Below are 24,118 nucleotides of genomic sequence, written 5' to 3'. Positions count from 1 at the left end.
CGGTCGTACGGCTGCTGCGCTGATACGACTATGCGCCCGGCGCGGTCCGCGTGCCGCTCGGCACGCCGGGCACCCCGGGGGCAGGCGGCGTCCCCGGGACCCGGGCGGCGCGGCCGGGCGGCGCGGCCGGGCGGCGCGGAGCGCTGCGCGGGTCTGGCGCCGGGATGTCACCGCACCGGCGCAGGACAGGCGCCGGACCGCCCTAAGCTTTCGGGCATGGACGTTCCCGCCGCGGCGCCGCGACCCGCCGAGCGCATGTCGACCGCCGACATCCGGGAGGCCAACGTGGCCGCCGTGTGCGGGGCGCTGCGCGACCACGGCGGGCTCACCCGCGCGCAGCTGGGGCGGCTGACCGGCCTGACCCGGCCGACGGTGATGGCGGTGGTGCGGCAGCTGGCCGCCGAGGGGCTGGTCGTGGAGGAGGGGCAGCTCAAGGCCGCCGCCGGCGGCGGGCGGCCGGGCACCCTGCTGCACTTCCGGCCCCGGGCGCGGGTGGTGTCGGCCGTCCGGCTGCGCAGCGCCCGTGTGGAGGTCACCCTCGCGGACATGGCGGGCAATGTCCTGGCGCACAGCCTCGCGCCGGCGGCGCCCGAGCCCGGTGACTGGCGGGAGCTGGTCGCATCGTTCGCCGAGCGCGTCACCGCGCTGCGCGACACGCACCCGGACCTGGGGCCGCTGGCCGCGGTGGCGCTCACCCTGCCCGGCTCGATCGACCGGGCCCGGGGCCGGTGGACGGTGGTCCGGTCGGAGGGCTGGTCGGACCTGCCGGCCGCCGACGAGCTCGCCGGGATGCTCGGTGTGCCGGTCGCCGTGGTGAACGTGGTGGCCGCCACGCTCATCGGCCGGCTCGCGCAGGAGCCGGCCGCCGCGGACTCCGCGGCGCTGGTCTACGTCGGCCACGGCGTCGGGAGCGCGGCGACGGTGGGCGGGCGGCTGATCGACGGCGCGACCGGCAGCGCCGGGGAACTCGGGCACTGCGTGCTGCCCGGCGTCGACGCGCTGTGCCGGTGCGGGCGGCGCGGCTGCGTGGAGAGCGTGGCCTCCGCGCCGCACCTGCGGGCCGAGTTCGAGCGGATCACCGGGCGGCCCGCGCCCCCGACGCTGGCCGGGATGGAGGCGTGCGGCGACGCGGCGGTGCTCGGCATGCTCGACCTGGCCGCGCACCGGCTGGCGCTGGCGGCGTCCTGGCAGGTGAACGTCGTCAACCCGGCCGTGGTCTACTTCGGCGGGAACGTCTTCACCGACGGCGGTACGCGCTTCTTCGAGCGATTCGCCGAGGAGCTGCGCGCGCTGGCCTACCGGCCCAACGCCGCCGGGCTCGCGGTGCGCCCGCTGTCCTCCGAGGCGACCGTGCGGGGCGCGATCCAGGTCGCCTCGGAGCTGCTGCCGTCCTTCCTCAGGCCGGCGCTGCGCGTCGTGTGCTGACCCCGGCCCGGGCCCCGGACCGGGACCCGGGCCGGGGCCGGCGCCGGCCGGCAGCGGTCACCCGGCGGCGGGCGGGAAGAAGGCGACCTTGGTCAGGAAGTCCCGCACCAGCAGGCGCCACGCGTACCAGGAGTGGCCGCCGTTGACGTAGTCGGGGGTGACCGGCACGCCCACCGCGGCCAGGGTGGCCACCTCGCTCGCGTGGTAGTAGTGGCTGGGGTCCTGCCAGCCGCCGCCGACCATGATGTTGGCGTCCTTCATCGCCGCGACCTGCGCCGCGCTGAGCGACCCCGCGTCCGGCAGGGTGAAGTCGCCGTTGATGCCGGGGCTCATGACGCCGTAGGAGCCGAAGTGGCCCGGGTGGTCGAAGAGGAAGGAGTTGGTGATCGAGGCGCCGTAGCCCAGGCCGCCGATGGCCCGCTGCGCGCTCGAGGTGGACACGCGGTAGTGCGCCTCGACGTAGGGGATCGCGGCGGTGAGCAGGTCGGCGTCGAAGGAGGCGTAGGAGTCGGCGGCGAAGCCCTGGGTGTCGGGCATGACGACGACCATCGGCTGGATCTCGCCGGTGCTGATCAGGTGGTCCAGGATGTTGCCGAGGGCGCCCTGGGTGCTCCAGTCCATCTCGTTGCTGCCGCCGCTGTTGAGGTAGACGGTCGGGTAGGGCTTCGCGCGCTTCGGGTCGTAGCCGGGCGGGGTGTAGACGGCGAGGTAGCTGCGGCCGGCCGGGGCGGTGGAGGCGGGCGCGGGGTAGCTGACGTCGCGCAGGGTGCCGTGCACGCGGGCGGGGCCCTGCCACGACAGGTCGGTGGCGGCGGACTTCGGGTCGGCGGGGACGTAGACCTGGCTGACGGACTCCGGTGAGCCGGTGGTGCGCCCGCCCTGCACGTTCCACGCCGGGTTGGCCGGGTCGGGGACCTCGGTGCAGCCGGTCTGGGTGCTGCTCGCGCAGTCCACGTAGAAGCCGTAGCTGAAGACGCCGGAGGGCAGCGGGGTGGTGTACGACCAGATGCCGGTGTGCCGGTCCTCGGTCATGGTGGTGACCGGCCAGTTGGCCGCGGAGGAGTTGGGCGAGCCGATCGGGATGTCACCGGGCCGCCACTGCGCGGGGGTCGTGCCGGGGGTCTGCACGACGCTGGTCGAGGTGCCCGCGAGCGCGGAGAGCCGGTAGGGGTCGGCGAAGTACCACTCCCCCTTGATCTGCACGCTGTGTGCGGTGGGCGCCTTGAAGTGGAAGGTGACCTGGTAGCCGGTCGGGCCGGTCCCGGTGTGCACCACCTTCGGCGCCAGCGGGCTGCCGGCGGCCGTGGCGGTCTGCCCGCCGTGCGGTGCGGCCGGGCCGGTCGCCGAGGCGTCCGGGGTGGCGCCGGTGGCCGACCAGGCGCCCAGGGCGCCCAGGCAGGCGAGCAGCGCCGCCGTCCGCCGTCCGTTTCCGCGCATGCGGCATCGTTCCTTTCCTGGGGTGACGCGAGGGGCGGGCGCGGCGGGCGCCGGTCGTACGGCGCCCACCGGCCCGAAGAGGGCGGTCGGTGGCGGGTGTTACGAGGAGCTGCCGTTGTAGCGGCGGTCGCCGCCGTAGACCGCGGTGAGGGTGCCGGTGGCGCCGTGCGGGAGGACCGCGGTGGCGGTGCCGCCGTGCAGGGGCACCGCCGCGCCGAGCGGCTTGCCGTCCAGCAGGAAGCGCACCGTGCCGGTCGGGATCGCGGGCTCGTCGGTCGCCGGGGTCACGGTGGCGGTGGCGCTGCGGCCGTGGGTGCGGACCGCGACGGTGGTGGCGCGGAAGTCGACCCGGGTGAGGGAGTCGCGCAGCGCCTGGCGCCAGTAGGCCCAGTTGTGGCCGCCGTCGGTGTTGTAGGAGGTGAAGGGCACGCCGTTGGCCGCCAGCAGCTGCTGCTCGGCGGTGGTGTTGCCCTGGGCGAGCCCGCCGAGGTCCTGCCGGGCGACGCCGATGTGCAGGCCGAGCAGCTGCTTCAGCTGCGGGTCGGCGGCCTGCTGCGCGGTGGGCAGGCCGCGCGGCGCGGACCAGACGCTGTAGGAGCCGAAGGTCGGGGTCCGGCCGTAGAGCAGGTCCTCGACGACGGTGGCGCCGCCCGACAGCCCGGCGAACGCCCGCCCGGCGGCGGTGGTCTGCACATGGAGGTGCTGCTGGACGTAGGGGATGACGTCGTCGGTCATCTCGTCGTCGGTGGGGTTGTTCGGCATGACGACGACCATGGGCTGGATCTCGCCGCCGGCGATCAGCTGGTCCATGATGTTCTTCAGGTCGCCCTGGGTGGACCAGTCCATCTCGTTGCCGCCACCGCCGTGCACCAGGTACAGGGTGGGGTACGCCTGCCGGCGGCGGGCGTCGTAGCCGGGCGGGGTGTAGACCGACAGGTAGTTCTCGCCGTCGGGGGCGGTGTGCCCGGGCGCGGGGTAGGTCAGGTGGGTGAGCGTGCCCTGGTCGGCGCGGGCGGCCGGGCCCTGCCAGGAGTAGTCCGCCTGCTGGAAGCGGCGGTCGAAGGGCACGTAGACCTGGCTGCTCGGCTCGGCCGAACCGGCGGTGCTCCACGGCGCGGCCGCGGGGTCGGCGGCCGGGGTGCAGCCGGTCAGAGCGGGCGCGGCGGCCGTGCAGTCGCGGTAGAAGGCGTAGTTGAAGACGCCGGAGGGCAGCGGGGTGGTGTACGACCAGACGCCGGTGCGGTCGTCCTTGGTCATCTGGGCGACCGGCCAGTTGGCGGCCGATCCCGCGTTGGGTGAGGCCAGCGGGAAGTCGCCGGGCTGCCAGTCGGCGCCGTAGCGGGGGCTGGAGTTGGCGGGGTCGGCGGCGATCTGCGCGGCGGAGGCGAAGGACCACTCCCCCTTGATGCGCTCGCTGGTGGCCGTGGGGTCGTAGACGCGGAAGGTGACGGAGTATCCGGTCGGGCCCTGGCCGGTGTGGACGACCTGGGGGCCGAGGTCGGCGGGTGCGGCGGGGCCGGGGCGGGCGGTGGCGGTGCGGGCCTGGGCGGCGGGGGCCGCGACCAGCAGGGCGGCCGCCGCGGCGGTGCCCGCCGTGAGCCAGCGGCGTCGTTGCCGTCTGACGGACATGTCGTTCGCTCCTTGCGTGCGGGGGGCGGATCGCGCCGGTCCCGGCAGGAACCGGGGCAAGCATGTCGCTGTCGGCGTGGAGCGAATCTAGAGTTACGTAATGACCTTGTCAATATTCTTGAGCGGGGCTGCCGGCGGGGCTGGCGACAACCTGGCTGCGCGACCGTGTGGAGTCGTGTTGAATTGGGCGTCACGACCCGCGTCAAAGAAAACATGTTCCAACGCCCTGGCAGGCCGCGCCCCGTCGCCGGCCGCCCCGAACCGCCCAAGGACACCCGTGAACGACGTCTTCTCCGGCACCCGCTACTCCGCCATGCCCTACCGGCGGCTGGGGCGCAGCGGGCTGCGGCTGCCGGCCGTGTCCCTCGGCCTGTGGCACAACTTCGGCACCAGCACCCCGCGGGCCACCTCCCGGGCGCTGCTGCGCGGCGCGTTCGACCTGGGCATCACCCACTTCGACCTGGCCAACAACTACGGGCCCGAGCCCGGCGCCGCCGAGTCGACCTTCGGCTGGGTGCTGGCCCGGGACTTCCGCGCGCACCGCGACGAACTGGTGGTGTCCACCAAGGCGGGCTTCGACATGTGGCCGGGCCCGTACGGCGACTGGGGCTCCCGCAAGTACCTGCTGGCCAGCCTCGACCAGAGCCTGGGGCGGATGGGCCTGGAGCACGTGGATGTCTTCTACCACCACCGCCCGGACCCGCAGACCCCGCTGGAGGAGACGATGGGGGCCCTGCACAGCGCGGTGCGGCAGGGCAAGGCCCGCTACGTCGGGGTCTCCAACTACCCGGCCGCGCTGACCCGGCAGGCCGCGGAGATCCTCGCCCGGCTGGGCACCCCGCTGCTGGTCCACCAGCCGCGCTACTCCATGGTCGACCGCTGGGTCGAGGACGGACTGCTGGACGTGCTGCGGGAGACCGGCACCGGCAGCGTCGTCTTCTCGCCGCTCGCCCAGGGGCTGCTCAGCGACCGCTACCTCAAGGGGGTGCCGCAGGACTCGCGCGCGGCCGGCAGCAGCCCCTTCCTGACCGCCGACGGGATCTCGCCGGAGATGCTGGCGCGGGTCCGCGCGCTCAACGAACTGGCCGCCGGGCGCGGCCAGTCGCTGGCGCAGATGGCCCTGGCGTGGGTGCTGCGGCACGAGGAGGTCACCTCGGCGCTGGTCGGCGCGAGCACCGTGGCGCAGTTGGAGGCCAACGTGCGGGCGGCGTCCGGCCCGGCCTTCACCGCGGACGAGCTCGCCGAGATCGACCGGGTCCTCGCGTAGGCGTACCGATCACGAGCGTCGTCCCGCCCCGAGGGCGGGGGCCGACGGGCCTGGTTCCCGCGCCCGTGCGGCTGCGGCAGGCCCCGGACCTCGGGTTTTTCCGCCTATCATGTGCGGTCGAGCGATCGAAGTGGGGAAGCGCGCCATGAGTGAAGCCGTGCAGCATCCGCCGTCCTGCTGTGCGCCCGGACGCGGCGAGGGGCCGACCGCCGGGCCGGGTAGCCACCGCGCGGGCGCACCCGACGGGCTCCTGTCGCTCGGCCCGACGGTGTCCGCGCCGCCCGCCGCACCCGCCGCACTCGGCGACGGCCCCGGCGGCTCCGTCCTGCTGCCGGGCGGCCGCTTCCTGATGGGCACCGAGGACGCCGAGGGGTTCGCCGCCGACGGGGAGGGCCCGGTGCGGCCGGTCACGCTGCGCCCGTTCCGGATCGACGCCTGCGCGGTGACGAACGAGCAGTTCGCGGCGTTCGTCGCCGCCACCGGCCACGTCACCGAGGCGGAACGGTTCGGCTGGTCGTACGTCTTCGCCGGCTTCCTGCCCGCGCACCTGCGCCGGGGCGCCGCCCGCCCGCAGCACACGCCGTGGTGGTGCGGGGTGCCGGGCGCCTGGTGGCGGGCGCCGCTCGGGCCGGGCAGCGGCCTTGCCGGCATCGGCGGGCACCCCGTGGTCCACGTGTCGTGGGCGGACGCGGCCGCGTACTGCCGGTGGGCCGGGGGGCGGCTGCCGACCGAGGCGGAGTGGGAGTACGCCGCGCGCGGCGGGCTGGAGCAGCGCCGCTACCCGTGGGGCGACGAGCTGACGCCCGGCGGCACGCACCGCTGCAACATCTGGCAGGGCCGCTTCCCCACGAAGAACACCGCCGAGGACGGCTACGCCGGCACCGCGCCCGCGGACGCCTTCGCGCCCAACGGGTACGGCCTGTACAACATGGCGGGCAACGTGTGGGAGTGGTGCGCCGACTGGTGGACCACCGACCACCCGGCCGGTGCGCGCAGCAACCCCGCCGGCCCGCCGCGCGGCACCGCCCGGGTGATGCGCGGGGGTTCGTACCTGTGCCACCACTCGTACTGCAACCGCTACCGGGTCGCCGCCCGCACCTCCAACACGCCCGACAGCACCACCGGCAACCTCGGCTTCCGCTGCGTCCGCGACGTGTGAACCGGGCTCCCGGACGGGTGGACCGGGCTCCCGATTGTGAACCCCCGTGAAGCCCGTGTAACCCGCGCGATAAGGATCGGCCGGTCGCAGGAGCCCTGATGTCACGTCATATACGGCGCTGAGCTGGGCCGTTGCATGGCGCCGACGCACCTGTGCAATGTCCGGTTCTTTTTTCCGGAGCATTGACGAAAAAATCCCGGGTCCGCATCCTGTCGGCATGCAGCAACAAGACGGCCTCCTGTCCCGGTTGCGGCGGGGCCACGAGCAACTGGTGCTGGACCTGCTGCGCACGCACGGCCCGCTCAGCCGCGGCGAGCTGGGAGCGCGCTGCGGGCTGTCCCGCACCACGCTGTACGACATCGTCGGCGCGCTGGTCGGCAACGGCGCCGTGGTGGCCGCCGCGCCCGAGGCCGGCCCCCGCAAGCGCGGCCGGCCGGTCGAGCGGCTCGCCCTCAACCCCGACGCCGGGCTCGCCATCGGCATCGACTTCGCCCGCCGCGCCGTCCACGTCGCGGCCGTCAACGTCGCCCACGAGGTGGTCGGTTCGGCCACCCGCCCGCACGGCCCGGACCTGGGCTGGGCCGAGCGCGCCGACCTCGCCGAGCACCTCATCCGCGGCCTCGCCGGGGACTCCCTGCGGCTGGACGCGCTCAGCGCGATCGGCGTGGGCGTGGTCGGCCCGGTGGTGGGCCCGCCGGTCACGGCGGCGGACGACGCCCTGTCCGGCGCCGGTCCCGCCGCACCAGCCGTCCCCGCCGGAGCCGGCACCACCGGGGACGGGTGGGACGCCGTCGCGCGCCTGGTGGGCGGACGCTTCGACGTACCGGTCTTCGTGGACAACAACACCCGGCTGGCCGCGCTCGCGGAGTCGACGTGGGGCGCGGCGGCGGGCGCGGGCGACGTGCTGTACCTGCGGCTGTCGCACGGTGTCGGGGGCGGGCTGATCGTGGGCGGGGCGCCGCACCGGGGCGCGTACGGGATGTCCGGGGAGTTCGGCCACATCACGGTCGTGCCGGACGGGGCGGCGTGCGAGTGCGGCGGCACCGGCTGCCTGGAGACGGTGGCGTCGGTGGGCGCGGTGCTGGAGGCGTACCGGGCGGCGGGCGGCCGGGCCGGGGACATCGCCGAGGTGACGGCGGCCGCGCGTGACGGCGAGGCAGTCGCGGTGGGCGTGCTCGCCGAGGTGGGGCGGCGGATCGGCACGGTGCTGGCCGCGGTGTGCAACGCGATCGGCCCGGGTGTGATCGTGGTCGGCGGTGAACTCGCCGCCGCCGGAAAGGCGTTGACCGGCCCGGTGGAGGACGCGCTGGCCGCCGGGCTGCTGCCGGTGGCCCGGGACCGGATCGACCTGCGCCCGGCGGCGCTCGGCGAGGTGGGCGCGGCGCTCGGCGGCATCGCGCTGGTGCTGCGGGACTCGCCGCAACTGCACGGCCACCCGGTCGCCCGGGCGGCGGGCGCGCACGGAGGTACCCGATGAGCCCGATGAGCGGCAACGAACGGAGCGAGGCGACGATGGACCTGGCGACGACCGAGCAGGACAGTGCGCTGTCCACGGGGGCGCCGACGGCGGGGAAGGACGCGGCCGGGCCGCGCCGGGCGGTGGACTGGCGGCGCGGCGCGCCGCGGCTGCTGCTCAACGTGGTCGCGGTGGCGGTCGGGGTGGGCGTGTGGGCGCTGCTGGCCGCGCGGGGCGTGCACGACGTGCCCGGCCCGGTGGCGGTCGCCCGCAGGGCCGGGCAGCTGCTGGGCGACGGCACCTTGGAGGGCGACATCGCCGCGAGTCTGCGGCGGGTGCTGACCGGCTTCCTGCTCGGCACCGTGCTGGCGGTCGTCATCGGCTTCCTGATGGGCTGGTACCCGGTGGCGCGCGGGCTGTTCGAGCCCTATGTGCAGTTCTTCCGCACGGTGCCGCCGCTGGCGCTGATCCCGCTGGCCGTGGTGCTCATGGGCATCGGCGAGACCCCGAAGATCTTCGTGATCTTCCTGGCGGCGTTCCTGTCCAGCGTGGTGGCGACCTTCCAGGGCGTGCTGGACGTGGACCGCACCCTCATCGACGCCGCCCGGGTGCTGGGCGCGCGCGACCGGACCATCTTCCTGAAGGTGGTCATCCCGGCGTCGGCGCCGTTCATCCTGGTCGGCATGCGGATCGGGCTGGGCGCGGCCTGGTCGACCCTGGTGGCCGCGGAGCTGATCGCCGCGCAGGAGGGCCTGGGCTTCCGGATGCAGCACGCCGAGACCTACTACGACCTCGACACGATCTTCGTGGGACTGATCACCATCGGCGTGCTGGGCCTGGTCATGGACCGGCTGCTGCTGCTCGCCGAGCGCCGTCTCACCGGTTGGCAGGAGCGACGATGACACCCAAGATCTCCTTCCGGGACGCCGTCAGGACGTACCCGGTCAAGGGCGGCACCTTCACCGCGCTGGGCGGGGTGTCGCTGGACATCGGCGAGCGGGAGTTCGTCACGGTGGTGGGGCCGTCCGGCTGCGGCAAGAGCACGTTGCTGGGGATGGCCGCCGGGCTGGTCGAGCCGACGTCGGGCGAGGTGTCCGTGGACGGCCGGCCGGTCACCGGGCCGGGCCCCGACCGCGGGGTGATCTTCCAGCAGTACGCGCTCTTCCCGTGGCTGACGGTGCGCCGCAACGTGGAGTTCGGGCTGAAGCTGTCCTCGATGCCGGCCCGGGAGCGCCGGGCGCGGGCGGACCACGCGATCGAGCTGGTCGGGCTGACGGACTTCGCGGACGCGCTGCCGAAGACGCTGTCGGGCGGCATGAAGCAGCGCTGCGCGATCGCCCGGGCGTACGCGGTGGACCCCGAGGTGCTGCTGATGGACGAGCCGTTCGGGGCGCTGGACGCGCTGACCCGGGTGCAGCTCCAGGACCAGCTGCTGGAGACCTGGAGCAAGGAGCGGCGCACCGTCATGTTCGTCACCCATGACGTGGAGGAGGCCGTCTACCTCGCCCAGCGGGTGGTGGTGATGGCGGCGAAGCCCGGACGGGTGCACACGGTGGTCGAGGTGGACCTGCCCTATCCCCGCACGGAGGAGATCCGGCTCTCCCCCGAGTTCGCCGCGCTGCGCAACCAGGTCTGGCAGTCGGTGTACCACCAGGGTCCGGCCGACCCGCCCCCGGCGGCGCATCCCGCACCGGACGCCCCGGCCGCCTGAGCCGGACCCCCGCTTCCTTTTCCGCACACCGCGCACCGCACGCCGTACCCGTAACCCCGTACCCCGTTTCCCGTACCACTTTCCCGAAAGGACCCCCGCCATGGCCCCGTTGAGCCGGCGCGGCTTCGTCACCGCACTGTCCGCATCCGCTCTGTCACTCACCGCTGCCGCCTGCTCTTCCAGCAGTTCGGGCGGTTCCGGTGGCGGCTCCAAGGTCCGCTTCGGCTACATCGGCGACTTCAACGGCTCCAGCCTGCTGGCGATAGCCGACGACCAGGGCCTGTGGAAGAAGCACGGCCTCAGCGCCGACGTGAAGGTCTTCACCAACGGCCCGATCCAGATCCAGGCGCTGGGCTCCGGCGACCTCGACTACGGCTACATCGGCCCGGGCGCGCTGTGGCTGCCCGCCAGCGGCAAGGCGAAGCTGATCGCCATCGACACGCTCACCTACGCCGACCGGGTCATCGCGCAGCCCGGCATCACCTCGATCGAGCAGCTGAGGGGCAAGAAGGTCGCGGTGACCGAGGGCACCTCGGGCGAGATGATCCTCGATCTGGCGCTGGCGAAGGCCGGGATGAAGATCTCCGACGTCAAGAAGGTGGCGATGGACCCGGCCACCATCGTGTCGGCGTTCTCCTCCGGGCAGATCGACGGCGCGGGCTTCTACTACCCGCTGATCGACACGATCAAGAAGCGCAAGCCGAAGCTGGTGGAGCTGGCCGCCGACCGGGACTTCCCCGACCACGCCTTCCCCACCGCCTTCGTCTCCGGCCCGAAGGCGGACGCCGCCCGTACCGCGAAGGTGGTCAAGGTGCTCCAGGAGGCGAACGACTGGCGGTCCGCCCACAAGGACGAGGCGATCAAGCTGTCCGCGAAGATGCTCCAGGTCACCGAGGCGCAGACCCGCGCGGACGCGGCCAACGTCGAACTGCTCACCACCGCGCAGCTGGTGGCGAAGACGAAGGACGGCACCGTGGACAAGTGGCTGAACGGCCTGGCCGACTTCTTCGTGAGCACCGGCCAGCTGAAGAAGGCCCCGGACCCGTCGTCGTACTACGACGGTGCCGCGTTCACGAAGGCGTCCGGCAAGTGAACATCCTGTTCCTGATGACCGACCAGCACCGGGTGGACACCCTGGGCGCGTACGGCAACCCGCACGTGGCCACCCCGCACCTGGACCGGCTGGCGGCCGGCGGCACCCGCTTCGACCGCTTCTACACCCCCACCGCGATCTGCACCCCGGCCCGGGCGAGCCTGCTCACCGGCCAGGCGCCCTTCCGGCACCGGCTGCTCGCCAACCACGAGCGCAACGTCGGCTACCTGGAGGACCTGCGCGAGGACGTCTTCACCTTCCCCGCGGCGCTGGCCGAGCGCGGCTACCAGCTGGGCCTGGTCGGCAAGTGGCACGGCGGCACCGAGCGCAACGCCGCGTCGTACGGCTTCGAGGGCCCGGACCTGGCCGGCTGGCACAACCCGGTCGACCACCCGGACTACCTGGCCTACCTCGCCGAGCGCGACCTGCCGCCGTACCGGATCTCGGACCTGGTGCGCGGCACCATGCCCAACGGCAACCCCGGCAACCTGCTGGCGGCGCGGCTGCACCAGCCGGTGGAGGCCACCTTCGAGTACTACCTCGCCACCCGGACCATCGAGCAGTTGGAGCGCTACGCGGCCACCGGGCGGCCGTTCTTCCAGGCCACGCACTTCTTCGGCCCGCACCTGCCCTATCTGCTGCCGGACGCCTACTTCGACCGGTACGACCCGGAGCTGGTGGAGCTGCCGCCCTCGATCGCCGAGACGTTCGAGGGCAAGCCGCCGGTGCAGCGCAACTACAGCGCGCACTGGACGTTCGACACGATGCCCATCGAGGTGACCCGCAAGCTCATCGCGGTGTACTGGGGCTATGTGACGCTCATCGACGAGCAGATCGGCCGTATCCTCACCCGGATCGAGGAGTTGGGCCTGGCCGACGACACCTCGGTGCTGTTCACCGCGGACCACGGCGAGTTCACCGGCGCGCACCGGCTGCACGACAAGGGCCCGGCGATGTACGAGGACATCTACCGCATCCCGGGGATCGTCCGGGTGCCGGGCGGGCCTCCGCAGGTGCGGCAGGAGTTCGCGACGCTCACCGACTGCACCGCGACCATCCTGGAGCTGGCGGGCTGCGATCCGTCGCCCGCGGTGGACAGTCGCAGCCTGCTGCCGCTGGTGCGGGGCGAAGCGCCGCCGTGGCGGCAGGAGTTGCTGGCGGAGTTCCACGGCCACCACTTCCCCTACCCGCAGCGGATGATCCGCGACGACCGCTACAAGCTCGTGGTCAACCCCGAGTCGGTCAACGAGCTGTACGACCTGGCGGCCGACCCGCACGAGCTGGCCAACCGCTACCCGCACCCCGAACTCGCCGATGTCCGGCGCCGCCTGATGCGCCGGCTGTACGGTCTGCTGCGCGAGCGCGGCGACAACTTCTACCACTGGATGACCCCGATGTACGACATCGGTACGTCCGACTACGACCCGACCCTGAGCGCCTTCGAACCGGAGACCACCGCGTAGCGCCGTAGGGACCTTTCCGCAGCGGGCGCACCGCCGCTCGTCCGGGTACGCCGCCACGGCACCGTCGTGGCGGCGTACGCGTTCCCGGGCGCGGCGGGCACGCGCGCGGGCGGGCACGGCGGGCGCGCGGGTGCCGACATGCCGCCGCAGCACAGGGTTCACAGACGCGGAGCAGGATGGTTCCCGGCTCCCGCCGTCCCCCGTCGAGCCCTGCTCCGGGATTCCCCAGGAAGCGAGACGCGCATGTCCCAGGAAGATCCGCCGCGCTCCGGCGACGGCGTGCCCACCGCCCCGAAGTCCCCGCACCCGGCGCCCTTCCCGGTGGTGGTGGCCGGCGCCGGGCCGACCGGGCTGCTGCTGGCCGGCGACCTCGCGGCGGCGGGGGTGCCGGTGGAGGTCCTCGAACGGCGCCCGGAGGGCGTCAGCAACCTCACCCGCGCCTTCGGGGTGCACGCCCGCACCCTCGAACTCCTCGACGCGCGCGGCCTGACCGACGAGCTGGTGCCCACCGGACAGGTCATCCGGGAGCTGCGGCTGTTCGGCGCGATCCCCTTCGACCTCGGCACGCTGGCCTCCCGCTACCCCTTCCTGCTGGTCACCCCGCAGTACGAGGTGGAGAAGCTGCTGCTGCGCCGGGCGCTGGAGCACGGCGCGGTGATCCGCTACGGCGCCGAGGTCACCGGCCTGGCGCAGGACGCCGACGGGGTGACCGTCTCGGTCCGCGAGGCCGCCGGCGGGGCGGGCGAGGTGCGCACCGTGCGGGCGTCGTACCTGGTGGGGGCGGACGGGGTGCGCAGCGCGGTGCGCGAGGCGCTGGGGCTGCCGTTCCCGGGGAAGGTCGTGATCCGCTCGGTGGCGCTGGCGGACGTGAAGTTCACCGAGCGGCCCGAGCTGGTGGTGCGCGTGCACGGCACGGGGGACGCGTTCGGCTTCATCGCGCCCTTCGGCGACGGCTGGTGGCGGGTGGGCGGCTGGGAGCGGTCCGGCCGCGGGGCGCCGGAGGACGCGCCGCTGGAGTTCGAGGAGCTGCGGTCGATCATCGAGCGGGCCTTCGGCAGCGACTTCGGCATGCACGACCCGCGCTGGCTGTCCCGGTTCCACAGCGACGAGCGGCAGGTGCCGCGCTACCGGGTCGGCCGGGTGCTGCTCGCCGGGGACGCCGCGCACCAGCACTCGCCGGCCGGCGGGCAGGGCATGAACACCGGTCTCCAGGACGCCGCCAACCTCGGCTGGAAGCTGGCGGCGGTGCTCGGCGGCTGGGCCGGCGACGCGCTGCTGGACAGCTACCACGACGAGCGGCACCCGGTCGGCCGGGCGGTGCTGCGCACCAGCGGGCTGAACCTGCGGCTGGCGATGGCGCACAACCCGTTCGAGGTGGCGCTGCGCACCGTGCGGAAGCTGGTCGTCACCCATGTGCGGCCGGTGACGCGGCAGGCGGTCGGCGAGATCACCGGGGTCGGCTACGCCTACCCGGCGCCGCGCGGCGCGCACCGCCTGGTGGGCCGGCGCGCCCCGGACCTGGCGCTGGAGCGGGGACGGCTGTACGAAGTCCTGCGCGGGGGGCGGTTCGTGCTGGTGCTCCCGGCGGCGGACGCGGCCGGTTCCGACGGCGGGGAACTGCCGGGGGCCGCCCGCCGCAAGGACCGGCTGGTGGTGGCGCGGTCGGCCGGCGGCGACCTCGCGCCGGGCGAGGCAGCCCTGGTGCGGCCGGACGGCTACTTCGCGTGGGCGGGGCCGGCCGGCCCGGGCGCGATCGAGGCGGGGATCTCACCCTGGGTGGGGTGAGGGTCCCGGGCCGCGCGGGGGACGTGCGGCAGCAAGGCGAAGGCCCGGGTCCGCCGCTGGAGGGCGGGCCCGGGCCTTCGTGCGGCCTCAGTGCGGCAGCGGGGAGAGCGTCGGCAGGTGCGCGAGGAAGCCGCCGTCGACGGGCAGCACCTGGCCGGTGATGAAGGACGCCGCCGGGGAGGCGAGGTAGGCCACCAGCTCGGCGACGTCCTGCGGGGTGCCCAGCCGCGGGATGAGGTTGGCGCTCTGGAACATCTCCTGGACCGGCAGCGGCATGTCGGCCTCCAGCGCCGGGGTGCGGATCAGCCCGGGCGCGACGGCGTTGCACCGCACGCCGTGCGCGCCGTACGCGGCGGCCACGAACCGGGTCAGGGCGACCAGCCCGCCCTTGGAGCTGCCGTAGGCGACCATCACCCGGTCGCCCGACAGCCCCTGCCCGCTGGTGATGTTGACGATCGAGCCGCCGCCGCGCCGGATCATCACCGGGACCGTGTGCTTGCACAGCAGCATCGGCCCGCGCAGGTTGACCGCCATCACCTGGTCCCACAGCTCGACCGGCATCGTCACCACGTCGCGGTCGGCGCGGATCGCCGAGGTCAGGGCGGCGTTGTTGTCCAGCACGTCGATGCCGCCGAAGGTGTCCACGGTGAAGTCCACCAGGTCGCGGACGCTGTCCTCGGCGGCGACGTCCACGGCGCGGCCGACCACGGACAGGCCCTTGGCGGCCAGTTCCGCGGCGGCCTTCGCCACGGCCTCCTCCTCGACGTCGGCGAGCACCACGTCGGCGCCCGCCGCGGCCAGCGCCTCCACGGTGGCGGCGCCGATGCCGCCCGCGCCGCCGGTGACCACGGCGACCTTCCCGGCCAGGGACCGCGCTTCGTTGCCCATGGGTGGACCACCTCTCATGTCGCGTGCGAGCCCGGGCGGCCGGCGGCCCCCGGTCGGAATCTCAACGCCTCGGTAGGTGCGTGCTTCTGACGGTGGGGCTGCTCGGTCCCGCGGTCCGGCTCAGCCGGCGCCCGTACGGCTCAGCCGGCGACGGGCGCCGACACCCCGAACAGCTCCGCGTAGCGGCCGACGAGCAGGTCGCCGCCCTTGTAGCGGACGGTCTCCTCCGGGCCGAGCACCAAGGGGCCGTCGGGGCCGGGTACCTGGGAGGCGCCGCCGGTGGCGCCCAGCGGCACCAGCACGGCGTCGCCGCCCGGCTCGTACGCGCGCTGCGGCGGCCGCCCGGCCGCCAGCGCGGTGATGTTGGCGGCGACGACGGCCGCGTGCTCGGAGGCGGCCTTGGACCGCTTGGGCTCCGGCACCGCGGTGACGTCGCCGATCGCGAAGACGTTCGCGGCGCCGGCCACCCGCAGGTGCGCGTCGACCTCCACGAAGCCGTCGTCGCGGCGCGCGGCGGCCAGGCTCCCGCCGAGCATGTCGCTGAGCGGGGAGACGCCGTAGCAGCGGAACCACAGGTCGGCCTCGACGGCGACGCCCGCGGCGGTGTGGACGGTGAACGGCTCGCGGACGCCGGACGGCACCTCGGGTTCGGCGGCCAGCGCGCTGCCGAGGACGAACTCCACGCCGCGCGCGGCCAGTTGCTCGCGCAGGGTGGCGCGCAGCTCGGGCAGGTAGCGGCCGCCGAGCACGTCGTCGGCGGGGTCGACGAGCACCACGCGCAGCCGCGGCCAGCGGTCGGTGATCTCCCCGGCGAGCTCCAGCCCGACCGGGCCGGCGCCCAGCAGCAGGACCCGCTCGGCGGCGGCCAGCGCGGCCCGGGTCGCGGCGTGCCGCTCGCGGGCGGCCGCGGCGTCGTCGGCCTCCTGCTTGGCGGGGTAGGGGTAGGCGGAGCCGGTGGCGAGCACCACGTAGTCCGCGTCCAGGCGCAGGCCGCCGGCGGTGGTGACGCCGCGCTCGTCGACCTCGACGGCGCGGTCGCGTACGTGCCGGCCGCGGCGCAGCAGCCCGTCGAAGCCGAAGTAGATGCGCTGCGACCAGTCCTCGTCCACCAGGCCGCGCAACGCGGCCACGGTGTGGACGAAGGCGTCCTTGGGGTCGACCAGCACCACGTCGAAGTCCGCGTCGAGCAGGTTGGCCAATGCCGCCCCGCCGTATCCGCCGCCGACGACGACAACCGTGTTTCCCATGCGATGTGCTCCTTGTCTGTGCCGCGCTCCGCCAGGGGGTGCGCCGGTGCGCCCGAGGGGCGGTGCAGGCGCGCGGTGCGGGCCGAATGCCGAACCACCGACGGAAAACAGACGATCCGTCGGACTCGGGTCGAGCCTAGCCAGCGCCTTAGGTAAAGTGCAATCTGCATGGCATTTTCGCGGAGTGGGCCGGACCGGTGCGCAAGCCCGCGCCGATCCGCCCGCCGAAACGCCCTGCTCCCGAAGTCCGCCCACCGGATTCCGCCCGAGCGGAACCGCTTGAGAACACCGGGGAAACACGTGCAGAAGGCTTATGTCCACAGCTACTTCGGCGGCCCGGAGGCCGAGCACTTCGCCGATCTGCCGATACCGGCGCCGGGGCCGGGGCAGTTGCTGCTCGCGGTGCGCGCGGCCGGGGTCAACCCGGTGGACTGGAAGCGCCGTTCGGGCCGCCGGCCGGCCGGTGCGCCCGAGGTGCTGCTGCCGGCCGTGATGGGCGGGGAGGCGGCGGGCGAGGTCGCCGCCCTCGGGCCGGGCGTGACCGGTTTCGCGGTCGGCGACGCGGTCCTGGGCGGGCCGTCGACCGGCGGGTACGCCCAGTACACCCTGCTGGCGGCCGACGCGGCGGTGCGCAAGCCCGCGGAGGTGTCCTGGACCGACGCCGCGGTGCTGCCGATCGCGGCGGCGACCGGCTACGGCGCGGTGCGCCGGCTGGCGCTGCCGCGGGGGGCGACGCTGCTGATCACCGGGGTCGGGGGCGGGGTCGGGGTGGCCGCCGCGCAGGTCGCGCGGCACCTCGGGCTGTCGGTGGTGGGCTCGGCCGCCGAAGGCAAGCGGGCGGCGGTCGAGGCGCTGGGAGTGGTGCACGTCGCCTCCGGCCCGGGGCTCGCCGCGCGGGTGCGGGCGGCGGCGCCCGCGGGGATCGACGGGGTGCTGGACCTGGTCGGCGGTCAGGTGCTCCATGAGGCGGCCGGGCTGCTCGCGGACCGGGAGCGGCTGGTCAGCGGCGCGGACCGGGCGGCGGTCGGCGCCCTGGGCGGCGCGCCGGTGGGCCCGGTGCGCGACCCCCGACTGCTGGGCGCCGTCGTGGAGTTGGTGCGCACCGGCGTGCTCGACCCGATGGTGACGCGGGTGGTGCCGTTCGCGCGGGCGGCGGAGGCGGTGCGCGCGGTGGAGGGCGGCCACACGCTGGGGAAGGTGGTGCTGGAAATGCCGCCGCCCGCGGGCCCGCCCGGGGTGGCCGCGCCATAGCCGCCGGGCGGAACGCAATCGCCTCCCGGGCCTTTTCGAGACCGCCGGCTCCGGCGGTTTCCGGGGGGTCGGCCCCGGCGGTTTGCGGGGTGCCGCGCGGGCGGGCGCGGCCGCGTATTCCGCCGCGGGCCGCCGGATCTTCCGGCGCGCCCGGAATTCCTGCCCGCCGTCGAATTCCGTCATGTTCGGACCTCCTTTCGCATGCTCATCCCGACGCCCCGCAGGAGGCTTCTCCCGGACATTCCTGCGGGATCTCCTGATTTCCCGACGCGGCCATTTCGAAGAGTTCGTCGAGGTCGTATTCGGCGCGCTGCGGGCTTCCGTAGCGGGTGATCTTCCCGCGGCTCGCCCATTTCCTGATGGTCGCCGGGGACACGCCCATGGCGAGTGCGGCGAGTTCGGTGGGCACGGTGCGCGCCGGGCGCCGGTCACCGCTCACCGGCCGGCACCCCCGCCCCCGCGGACCCCGGCCGGCCGGCGCCGGCCGGCGCGGGGCGCCGTCCGTCCGCGCCGCGCCGGCTGCGCTCGGCGAGCAGGAACCACTGGCGGGGCGGCACCCCGTGGCCATACTCGCAGCGCACCTGCCGGGCGACGGGCGCCTGGCCCGCGGCGGGCGCGGTGGCCGCGGCGGGCGCCCGCAGCGTCCCACCGCAGCCGGGCTGCGGGCAGGGGCCGAGCGGCGCCGCCTGCTCCGCGGCCGCACCCCGCCCGGCCGAGGCCAGCAACTCGGCCACCTCGTCGGCGAAGTCGGGCCCGGCCGGATGGCCCGCCAGCCACTCCAGATGGACCACCAGGTACCGCAGCAGCCCTCTGACCTCGGTGTCCGTGACGGCGGGCACCCCTCGTTCGTCGGCGACCAGGCGGGTCCAGGACAGCAGCAGGGCGCGGATCGCCGAGCGCACCGCCACCGCGTCGTCGTCCAGGACGATCCCGAACGACCGGCTGCCGCTGACGCGTTGGCGCAGTGACGCCGGGGTGCGGACGAGGGCGCGCTCGGTCTCCTCGTGCAGGGTGAGCACATGGCACAGGTCGGCGCGCAGCCGCTCCACGCACGGCCCGCACAGCGCGGGCCGGGACGGCGAGCCGTGTCCGGCGCTGCCGACCCCGCGACGGCAGCGCGCGCACTCGGCGGTGGCACGGCCGGCGGCGCCTCGGTCGCCGGCCTGGACGGTTCGAAGAAGCGGTGCGTGGGCCTCGGGGACGCGTAGGGGCCGGCGCATGGTGACACCCTTTCCGTCGGCGGCCGGTCCATCCGAATTCTGTCCGGTCGCAGAGATGGGATCGAATGGCCGTTCGCAGCTGGGTCGGCAGCACAGTAAGCAGCGCCGAGGCACGGCGTCAAGGAAAGCAGAGCCCGGTGCCGGGCGATCTCCGGGCGCAAATGTTGCGCCCAATTACGTGGGCGTGAAGCACATGTGAGGACGCCCGGCGGCGGGGCGGCGGAAGCGCGCCGCGATCACGCCGCAGCAGGTTTCCCGAGGCCCCTGATCGCGATTCAGATCTGCTATTGACAGCGTCCGAAGCGGGCTGTCACACTCATTTCACGGCGCAGCTGTGCCCACTTCGCGCCGCGTTACCGGCACGTGCGGGAGACCCCTGGCGGTCCCGCACCGACATGCCGTTCCCCCTCCCGGGACCCGGGCCCTGACCGATGGTGTTCCAGGCGCCCCGTCGTTCCCTCTCCCTCCCCTTCTCCGCCCCTGCCGCGGCCCATGACGCCCATGACGCCCATGGCAGCTGTGGCATCCGCGGCACCGGCGCCATCCGTGGCATCGCCGCTCCCCCGTCCCACCGTGTGGAACCAATGAGAGGAGGCACCCTCATGGACGCTGCCGTGATCGTGGTCGGCGCCGGCCCCACCGGGCTGATGACCGCGGGCGAACTGCGGCTGGCCGGCGCCGACGTCCTGCTGCTGGACCGGCTCGCCGAGCCCAGCGGCGAGTCCCGCGGGCTCGGCTTCACCCCGCGCACCATGGAGGTCCTGGACCAGCGCGGCCTGCTGCCGCGGTACGGACCGCTGGACACCAGCCCGCTGGGCCACTTCGGCGGCGTACCGGTGGACTTCGGCGTGCTCGACGGCGCGCACTTCAGCGTGCGGGGCGTGCCGCAGCACCGCACCGAGGCCGTACTCGGCGGCTGGATCGAGGAGTTGGGCGTCCGCGTGCTGCGCGGCACCGAGGTGGTGGGGCTCGCCGCCGACGGCGAGGAGGTCACCGTCACCGTGGACGGGCCCGCCGGCCGCCGTACGCTGCGCGCGTCGTGGCTGGTCGGGTGCGACGGCGGCCGCAGCACCGTGCGCAAGCTCGGCGGATTCGCCTTCGAGGGCACCGAGTCCACCATGGAGATGTTCCTCGCCGACATCGCGGACTGCGCGATCGCGCCGCGCCCGATCGGCGAGGCGCTGCCGGGCGGCATGGCGATGTCGGTGCCGATCGGCGCGGGCGCGCACCGCATCATCGTCTGCGAGCGCGGCGCCCGGCCGCGCCGCCGGCCGCAGGGCCTGGCGTACGGCGAAGTGGCCGCCGCCTGGCAGCGGTTGACCGGCCAGGACATCAGCGCGGCCACCCCGCTGTGGATCAGCGCGTTCGGCGACGCGGCGCGGCAGGCGACGCAGTACCGGCGCGGGCGGGTGCTGCTGGCGGGCGACGCGGCGCACATCCACCTGCCCGCGGGCGGCCAGGGCATGAACACCGGCGTGCAGGACGCCGTCAACCTCGGCTGGAAGCTGGGCGCGGTGGTGCGCGGCGACGCGCCGGAAAGCCTGCTGGACACCTATCACGACGAACGGCACGCGGTCGGGCGGCGGTTGCTGGTCAACACCCGGGCGCAGGGCCTGCTCTACCTCAGCGGCGCCGAGGTGCAGCCGCTGCGGGACGTGCTCGCCGGGCTGGTGGTCCACGACGCGGTGGGCCGCCACCTGGCGGGGATGGTCAGCGGCCTCGACATCCGCTACGACGTCGGGCCCGGCACCCACCCGCTGCTCGGGCGGCGGCTTCCTCAAGCGCGGCTGGCGACCGCCGCCGGGCCCGTGGACACCACCGCGCTGCTGCGCACCGGCCGGGGCCTGCTGCTGGACCTCGCCGACGACGCCGGGCTGCGCCGCCGGGCCGCGGCCTGGAGCGACCGGCTGACCGTCGTCACCGGCGCCCCGCAACCGGCGGACGACGCGGCCGGCAGCGGCGGCGCGCACCGTACCGGCGGGGGCGGGGTGCCGGCCGGCACCGGAGCCGTCCTGGTCCGCCCGGACGGCCACGTCGCGTGGACCTCTCCGGGCAGCGGCCTGGGCGTCGAGGAGAGCCTGGCCCGCTGGTTCGGCCCGGCCCGCCGCCCCGCGCCGGCCGCCGCGGCCTGACCGCCGAGCTCCCCCGGAGCACCCCCGTACACCCCGCACCTGCTCACATCCCCGCACTGCTGTACCCCAGGGCCCGACGGCGTGCCCCGCTCTCTTGTCACCACCCCCCGGAACGACCGAGAGAAGGACCGATGCACAGCACCCTGATCGTGGCGCGGATGGAACCCGGCCACGCCGCCGACGTCGGCGCGCTCTTCGCCGACTTCGACCGCACCGACCTGCCGCACCGGATGGGCACCCGGCGCCGCCAGCTGTTCTTCTACCGCGGCCTGTACTTCCACCTCCAGGACTTCGACGAGAACGACGGCGGCAGCCGGATCGAGGACGCGAAGACCGACCCGCGCTTCGTGCGGATCAGCGCCGACCTCAAGCCCTTCATCGGCGCCTACGACCCGGCCACCTGGCGCTCCCCGGCCGACGCGATGGCCACCCGCTTCTACTCCTGGGACGGCTCGGCATGAGCGGGCGGCGCGTGGTCATCACCGGCATCGGCGTCCTGGCCCCGGGCGGGGTGGGCGTCAAGGACTTCTGGGGCCTGCTCGCCGAGGGCCGCACCGCGACCCGCGGCATCACCTTCTTCGACCCGGCGCCGTTCCGGTCCCGGGTCGCCGCCGAGATCGACTTCTGCCCCGAGGCGCACGGCCTGGGCCCGCAGGAGATCCGGCGGATGGACCGCGCGGCCCAACTGGCGGTGGCCGCCACCCGCGAGGCGCTGGACGACAGCGGGCTGGACCTCGGCGCCCTCGACCCGCACCGGGTCGGCGTCACCGTCGGCAGCGCGGTCGGCGCGACCACCGGTCTCGACACGGAGTACCGCGTGGTCAGCGACGGCGGGCGGCTGGCGGAGGTCGACCACCGCTACGCCGTACCGCACCTGTACGACTACCTGGTGCCCAGCTCGTTCGCCGCGGAGGTCGCCTGGGCCGCGGGCGCCGAGGGGCCGTCGGCGGTGGTCTCCACCGGCTGCACCTCCGGCATCGACTCCGTCGGCCACGCGGTCGAGCTGATCCGCGAGGGCAGCGCCGACGTCATGGTCGCCGGGTCCTCCGACGCCCCCATCTCCCCCATCACCGTGGCCTGCTTCGACGCCATCAAGGCCACCACACCCCGCAACGACGACCCCGAGCACGCCTCGCGCCCCTTCGACGGCACCCGCAACGGCTTCGTGCTCGGCGAGGGCGCGGCCGTCTTCGTCCTGGAGGAGCTGGGCGCCGCGCGGCGCCGCGGCGCGCGGATCTACGCGGAGATCGCCGGCTACGCCTCCCGCTGCAACGCCTTCCACATGACCGGCCTGCGCCCGGACGGCGTGGAGCTGGCCGAGGCGATCCGGGTCGCCCTGGACGAGGCGCGGCTCGACCCGAGCGCCGTGGACTACGTCAACGCCCACGGCTCGGGCACCAAGCAGAACGACCGGCACGAGACCGCCGCGTTCAAGCGGAGCCTGGGCGCGCACGCCTACGAGGTGCCGGTCAGCTCCATCAAGTCGATGGTCGGGCACTCGCTCGGCGCGATCGGCTCGATCGAGATCGCCGCGTCGGCGCTGGCGATCCGCAACGACGTGGTGCCGCCGACCGCGAACCTCCACACCCGCGACCCGGAGTGCGACCTCGACTACGTGCCGCTCACCGCCCGCGAGCACCGCACCGACACCGTGCTGACCGTCGGCAGCGGCTTCGGCGGCTTCCAGTCGGCGATGGTGCTGGCCGCGCCGGAGCGGAGGGCGGCATGAGCGAGGCGCTGGTCACCGGGCTCGGCGTGGTCGCGCCGACCGGCCTGGGCACCAAGGAGTTCTGGTCGGCGACCGTCGAGGGCCGCAGCGGCATCGGCCCGATCACCCGTTTCGACGCGACGGGCTACCCCGCCCGGCTGGCCGGGGAGGTCACCGGCTTCACCGCCGAGGAGCACCTGCCGGGGCGGCTGATCCCGCAGACCGACCGTATGACGCGCCTCGCGCTGGTCGCCGCCGACTGGGCGCTGGACGACGCGGGCATCGACCCGGCCACCGACCACGCCGCGTTCGACATGGGCGTGGTCACCGCCAGCACCTCCGGCGGCTTCGAGTTCGGGCAGAACGAACTGCGCAAGTTGTGGAGCCAGGGCGGCCAGTATGTGAGCGCCTACCAGTCCTTCGCCTGGTTCTACGCCGTCAACAGCGGCCAGATCTCCATCCGCAACGGCATGAAGGGGCCCTCCGGCGTCATCGTCAGCGACCAGGCCGGCGGGCTCGACGCGCTCGCCCACACCCGCCGGCTCATCCGCAAGGGCACCCCGCTGATCGTCTCCGGCGGTGTGGACGCCGCACTGTGCCCGTGGGGCTGGGTGGCGCAGCTGGCCAGTGCCCGGCTCACCACCAGCGACGACCCGGACGGCGCCTATCTGCCCTTCGACGCGGCGGCCTCCGGCCATGTCCCCGGCGAGGGCGGTGCGATCCTGCTGGTCGAGGACGCGGCCACCGCGCGGGCGCGGGGGGTGGCGGGCTACGGCGTCGTCGCCGGCTACGGCGCCTCCTTCGACCCGCGGCCGGGCTCCGGCCGGGAGCCGGGGCTGCGGCACGCGATCGTGACCGCGCTGGCCGACGCGCGGGTGGCGCCGGACGAGGTCGACGTGGTCTTCGCCGACGCCGCCGGGCTGCCCGCGCTCGACCGGATCGAGGCCGACGCGCTGGCGGCGGTGTTCGGGCCGTCGGCCGTGCCGGTCACCGCGCCGAAGACCGCCACGGGCCGGCTCGGGTCGGGCGCCGCGCCGCTCGACCTGGCCGGGGCGCTGCTGGCGCTGCGGCACGGCGTCATCCCGCCGACCGTCCATGTCACCCCCGACCCGGGCTACCGGATCGACCTGGTCACCGGGGCCGCCCGCGAGGCGGCGCTGCGCACCGCGCTGGTCGTCGCCCGCGGCTACGGCGGCTTCAACTCCGCGGTCGTCGTTCGCGCCGCCGACCCTATCTGACGCCACGTC

At 74.7% G+C, this 24,118-nt stretch carries 20 protein-coding genes; 14 read left to right on the top strand and 6 right to left on the bottom strand.

What is annotated here, in order from left to right; all coding sequences use genetic code 11:
- Positions 1–216: 216 nt before the first annotated feature.
- The gene (locus tag AC3EVP_RS06075) at positions 217–1,425 is read left to right on the top strand and encodes an ROK family transcriptional regulator (RefSeq protein WP_435126919.1); all 1,209 of its coding nucleotides are present in this window, start codon (positions 217–219) and stop codon (positions 1,423–1,425) included.
- A 57-nt stretch (positions 1,426–1,482) separates the two neighbouring features.
- On the opposite strand, the gene AC3EVP_RS06070 is transcribed toward AC3EVP_RS06075, so the two are convergent.
- The gene (locus AC3EVP_RS06070; protein ID WP_435126917.1) at positions 1,483–2,862 is read right to left on the bottom strand and encodes an alpha/beta hydrolase-fold protein; all 1,380 of its coding nucleotides are present in this window, start codon (positions 2,860–2,862) and stop codon (positions 1,483–1,485) included.
- 99 nt (positions 2,863–2,961) lie between these two features.
- A complete protein-coding gene (locus tag AC3EVP_RS06065; RefSeq protein WP_435126915.1) occupies positions 2,962–4,491 on the bottom strand; it encodes an Ig-like domain repeat protein in 1,530 nt (509 codons plus the stop codon).
- A gap of 313 nt (positions 4,492–4,804) precedes the next feature.
- Here AC3EVP_RS06065 and AC3EVP_RS06060 point away from each other — a divergent pair, with 313 nt between their 5' ends.
- The 8 genes from AC3EVP_RS06060 (at position 4,805) to AC3EVP_RS06025 (ending at position 14,425) form a co-directional block, all read left to right on the top strand.
- A complete protein-coding gene (locus tag AC3EVP_RS06060; protein ID WP_335973052.1) occupies positions 4,805–5,758 on the top strand; it encodes an aldo/keto reductase in 954 nt (317 codons plus the stop codon).
- Positions 5,759–5,903: 145 nt separating this feature from the next.
- The gene (locus AC3EVP_RS06055; protein WP_435126913.1) at positions 5,904–6,917 is read left to right on the top strand and encodes a formylglycine-generating enzyme family protein; all 1,014 of its coding nucleotides are present in this window, start codon (positions 5,904–5,906) and stop codon (positions 6,915–6,917) included.
- 217 nt (positions 6,918–7,134) lie between these two features.
- A complete protein-coding gene (locus AC3EVP_RS06050) occupies positions 7,135–8,394 on the top strand; it encodes an ROK family protein (protein WP_435126911.1) in 1,260 nt (419 codons plus the stop codon).
- A gap of 35 nt (positions 8,395–8,429) precedes the next feature.
- Positions 8,430–9,275 (top strand): ABC transporter permease, encoded by an 846-nt coding sequence (locus AC3EVP_RS06045; RefSeq protein WP_435127375.1) that lies wholly within the window; start codon positions 8,430–8,432, stop codon positions 9,273–9,275.
- Positions 9,272–10,084 carry an ABC transporter ATP-binding protein gene (locus AC3EVP_RS06040; RefSeq protein WP_435126909.1) on the top strand — a complete coding sequence of 271 codons (813 nt, stop codon included), beginning with the start codon at positions 9,272–9,274 and terminating at the stop codon, positions 10,082–10,084. Before AC3EVP_RS06045 ends, AC3EVP_RS06040 begins: the two co-directional genes overlap by 4 nt.
- A 100-nt stretch (positions 10,085–10,184) precedes the next feature.
- Positions 10,185–11,177, top strand: a complete 993-nt coding sequence (locus AC3EVP_RS06035) for an aliphatic sulfonate ABC transporter substrate-binding protein (RefSeq protein ID WP_435126907.1) — start codon at positions 10,185–10,187, stop codon at positions 11,175–11,177.
- Positions 11,174–12,640 carry a sulfatase family protein gene (locus AC3EVP_RS06030; RefSeq protein ID WP_435126904.1) on the top strand — a complete coding sequence of 489 codons (1,467 nt, stop codon included), beginning with the start codon at positions 11,174–11,176 and terminating at the stop codon, positions 12,638–12,640. Before AC3EVP_RS06035 ends, AC3EVP_RS06030 begins: the two co-directional genes overlap by 4 nt.
- Before the next feature lie 243 nt (positions 12,641–12,883).
- Positions 12,884–14,425, top strand: coding sequence for an FAD-dependent monooxygenase (locus AC3EVP_RS06025; protein ID WP_435126902.1), 1,542 nt, complete (start codon positions 12,884–12,886; stop codon positions 14,423–14,425).
- Between the two features lie 87 nt (positions 14,426–14,512).
- On the opposite strand, the gene AC3EVP_RS06020 is transcribed toward AC3EVP_RS06025, so the two are convergent.
- Both AC3EVP_RS06020 and AC3EVP_RS06015 read right to left on the bottom strand, forming a co-directional pair.
- Positions 14,513–15,313: an SDR family NAD(P)-dependent oxidoreductase gene (locus tag AC3EVP_RS06020; protein WP_335972506.1), complete on the bottom strand. Its 801-nt coding sequence runs from the start codon at positions 15,311–15,313 to the stop codon at positions 14,513–14,515.
- Positions 15,314–15,453: 140 nt separating this feature from the next.
- The gene (locus tag AC3EVP_RS06015; RefSeq protein ID WP_335972508.1) at positions 15,454–16,560 is read right to left on the bottom strand and encodes an FAD-dependent oxidoreductase; all 1,107 of its coding nucleotides are present in this window, start codon (positions 16,558–16,560) and stop codon (positions 15,454–15,456) included.
- Positions 16,561–16,860: 300 nt separating this feature from the next.
- On the opposite strand from AC3EVP_RS06015, the gene AC3EVP_RS06010 reads away from it, so the two are divergent.
- Positions 16,861–17,811 carry an NADP-dependent oxidoreductase gene (locus AC3EVP_RS06010; RefSeq protein ID WP_335972510.1) on the top strand — a complete coding sequence of 317 codons (951 nt, stop codon included), beginning with the start codon at positions 16,861–16,863 and terminating at the stop codon, positions 17,809–17,811.
- A gap of 205 nt (positions 17,812–18,016) precedes the next feature.
- On the opposite strand, the gene AC3EVP_RS06005 is transcribed toward AC3EVP_RS06010, so the two are convergent.
- Both AC3EVP_RS06005 and AC3EVP_RS06000 read right to left on the bottom strand, forming a co-directional pair.
- The gene (locus AC3EVP_RS06005; RefSeq protein WP_435126899.1) at positions 18,017–18,250 is read right to left on the bottom strand and encodes a MerR family transcriptional regulator; all 234 of its coding nucleotides are present in this window, start codon (positions 18,248–18,250) and stop codon (positions 18,017–18,019) included.
- The gene (locus tag AC3EVP_RS06000) at positions 18,240–19,031 is read right to left on the bottom strand and encodes an OvmZ protein (protein ID WP_435126897.1); all 792 of its coding nucleotides are present in this window, start codon (positions 19,029–19,031) and stop codon (positions 18,240–18,242) included. The genes AC3EVP_RS06005 and AC3EVP_RS06000 overlap by 11 nt, the downstream gene beginning before the upstream one ends.
- Before the next feature lie 602 nt (positions 19,032–19,633).
- On the opposite strand from AC3EVP_RS06000, the gene AC3EVP_RS05995 reads away from it, so the two are divergent.
- The 4 genes from AC3EVP_RS05995 (at position 19,634) to AC3EVP_RS05980 (ending at position 24,109) form a co-directional block, all read left to right on the top strand.
- Positions 19,634–21,163 (top strand): FAD-dependent monooxygenase, encoded by a 1,530-nt coding sequence (locus tag AC3EVP_RS05995; protein WP_435126895.1) that lies wholly within the window; start codon positions 19,634–19,636, stop codon positions 21,161–21,163.
- Positions 21,164–21,294: 131 nt separating this feature from the next.
- Positions 21,295–21,624: a TcmI family type II polyketide cyclase gene (locus AC3EVP_RS05990; RefSeq protein ID WP_335972517.1), complete on the top strand. Its 330-nt coding sequence runs from the start codon at positions 21,295–21,297 to the stop codon at positions 21,622–21,624.
- Positions 21,621–22,892: a beta-ketoacyl-[acyl-carrier-protein] synthase family protein gene (locus AC3EVP_RS05985; protein ID WP_435126892.1), complete on the top strand. Its 1,272-nt coding sequence runs from the start codon at positions 21,621–21,623 to the stop codon at positions 22,890–22,892. The genes AC3EVP_RS05990 and AC3EVP_RS05985 overlap by 4 nt, the downstream gene beginning before the upstream one ends.
- Positions 22,889–24,109, top strand: a complete 1,221-nt coding sequence (locus AC3EVP_RS05980; protein ID WP_435126890.1) for a ketosynthase chain-length factor — start codon at positions 22,889–22,891, stop codon at positions 24,107–24,109. The genes AC3EVP_RS05985 and AC3EVP_RS05980 overlap by 4 nt, the downstream gene beginning before the upstream one ends.
- Positions 24,110–24,118 lie beyond the last annotated feature (9 nt).

The organism is Actinacidiphila sp. bgisy144 (assembly GCF_057708105.1).
The sequence above is the reverse complement of the archived record's forward strand: the minus strand, read 5'-3'. Positions and strand labels throughout refer to the sequence as shown.

What these genes read in the sequence shown, in the direction of transcription:
- AC3EVP_RS06075 (WP_435126919.1), top strand. Translation starts at nt 217, where the DNA reads ATGGACGTTCCCGCCGCGGCGCCGCGACCCGCCGAGCGCATGTCGACC.
- AC3EVP_RS06070 (WP_435126917.1), bottom strand. Translation starts at nt 2,862, where the DNA reads ATGCGCGGAAACGGACGGCGGACGGCGGCGCTGCTCGCCTGCCTGGGC.
- AC3EVP_RS06065 (WP_435126915.1), bottom strand. Translation starts at nt 4,491, where the DNA reads ATGTCCGTCAGACGGCAACGACGCCGCTGGCTCACGGCGGGCACCGCC.
- AC3EVP_RS06060 (WP_335973052.1), top strand. Translation starts at nt 4,805, where the DNA reads ATGCCCTACCGGCGGCTGGGGCGCAGCGGGCTGCGGCTGCCGGCCGTG.
- AC3EVP_RS06055 (WP_435126913.1), top strand. Translation starts at nt 5,904, where the DNA reads ATGAGTGAAGCCGTGCAGCATCCGCCGTCCTGCTGTGCGCCCGGACGC.
- AC3EVP_RS06050 (WP_435126911.1), top strand. Translation starts at nt 7,135, where the DNA reads ATGCAGCAACAAGACGGCCTCCTGTCCCGGTTGCGGCGGGGCCACGAG.
- AC3EVP_RS06045 (WP_435127375.1), top strand. Translation starts at nt 8,430, where the DNA reads ATGGACCTGGCGACGACCGAGCAGGACAGTGCGCTGTCCACGGGGGCG.
- AC3EVP_RS06040 (WP_435126909.1), top strand. Translation starts at nt 9,272, where the DNA reads ATGACACCCAAGATCTCCTTCCGGGACGCCGTCAGGACGTACCCGGTC.
- AC3EVP_RS06035 (WP_435126907.1), top strand. Translation starts at nt 10,185, where the DNA reads ATGGCCCCGTTGAGCCGGCGCGGCTTCGTCACCGCACTGTCCGCATCC.
- AC3EVP_RS06025 (WP_435126902.1), top strand. Translation starts at nt 12,884, where the DNA reads ATGTCCCAGGAAGATCCGCCGCGCTCCGGCGACGGCGTGCCCACCGCC.
- AC3EVP_RS06020 (WP_335972506.1), bottom strand. Translation starts at nt 15,313, where the DNA reads ATGGGCAACGAAGCGCGGTCCCTGGCCGGGAAGGTCGCCGTGGTCACC.
- AC3EVP_RS06015 (WP_335972508.1), bottom strand. Translation starts at nt 16,560, where the DNA reads ATGGGAAACACGGTTGTCGTCGTCGGCGGCGGATACGGCGGGGCGGCA.
- AC3EVP_RS06000 (WP_435126897.1), bottom strand. Translation starts at nt 19,031, where the DNA reads ATGCGCCGGCCCCTACGCGTCCCCGAGGCCCACGCACCGCTTCTTCGA.
- AC3EVP_RS05995 (WP_435126895.1), top strand. Translation starts at nt 19,634, where the DNA reads ATGGACGCTGCCGTGATCGTGGTCGGCGCCGGCCCCACCGGGCTGATG.
- AC3EVP_RS05990 (WP_335972517.1), top strand. Translation starts at nt 21,295, where the DNA reads ATGCACAGCACCCTGATCGTGGCGCGGATGGAACCCGGCCACGCCGCC.
- AC3EVP_RS05985 (WP_435126892.1), top strand. Translation starts at nt 21,621, where the DNA reads ATGAGCGGGCGGCGCGTGGTCATCACCGGCATCGGCGTCCTGGCCCCG.
- AC3EVP_RS05980 (WP_435126890.1), top strand. Translation starts at nt 22,889, where the DNA reads ATGAGCGAGGCGCTGGTCACCGGGCTCGGCGTGGTCGCGCCGACCGGC.